A 1,075-nucleotide genomic window follows, 5' to 3' on the forward strand; every position below is an offset into this window, starting at 1 on the left:
CGGCCTACACGCTTACACCAGTACTACCACTCACTGGCGGAGCTACCTTCCTGCGTCACCCCATCGCTTGACTACTACGAAATCAGGTCCCACGCTCCACAACACCCACTAGGCCCGAAGGCTTCGCAGATGCGCTTTGGGTGGTTAGTATCAAACGCCTCGTCATGGGCGCACATGCTCGGGTACGGGAATATCAACCCGTTGTCCATCGACTACGCCTGTCGGCCTCGCCTTAGGTCCCGACTTACCCTGGGCGGATTAGCCTGGCCCAGGAACCCTTGGTCATCCGGCGGCAGAGTTTCTCACTCTGCATTCGCTACTCATGCCTGCATTCTCACTCCCACACCCTCCACGACTGGCTTCCGCCGCCGCTTCCCTGGATGCAGGACGCTCCCCTACCCATCAACACGACTACACAACGCTCTCAAGGAGCGAAGCGGATCGAATGTGTCAATGACACAGCTTCGGCGGTGTGCTTAAGCCCCGCTACATTGTCGGCGCAGGACCACTTGACCAGTGAGCTATTACGCACTCTTTCAAGGGTGGCTGCTTCTAAGCCAACCTCCTGGTTGTCTGGGCAATCCCACATCCTTTCCCACTGAGCACACACTTAGGGGCCTTAGCTGGTGTTCTGGGCTGTTTCCCTCTCGACGACGAAGCTTATCCCCCGCCGTCTCACTGCCACGCTCTCACTTATTGGTATTCGGAGTTTGGTTGATTTCGGTAACCCGGTAAGGCCCCTAGACCATCCAGTAGCTCTACCCCCAACAAGAAACACGTGACGCTGCACCTAAATGCATTTCGGGGAGAACCAGCTATCACGGAGTTTGATTGGCCTTTCACCCCTACCCACAGCTCATCCCCTCAGTTTTCAACCTAAGTGGGTTCGGGCCTCCACGACGTCTTACCGTCGCTTCACCCTGGCCATGGGTAGATCACTCCGCTTCGGGTCTAGACCACGCGACTCATTCGCCCTATTCAGACTCGCTTTCGCTACGGCTACCCCACACGGGTTAACCTCGCCACGCAGCACTAACTCGCAGGCTCATTCTTCAAAAGGCACGCCATCACCCAA

At 56.9% G+C, this 1,075-nt stretch carries 1 rRNA gene; it reads right to left on the reverse strand.

The annotated features are described in order from the left end of the window. Nucleotides 1–1,075 (reverse strand): 23S ribosomal RNA (locus ACZ7OU_RS50365); the annotation flags it as partial.

The sequence above is a fragment of the Amycolatopsis sp. NPDC114505 genome, from assembly GCF_055633615.1.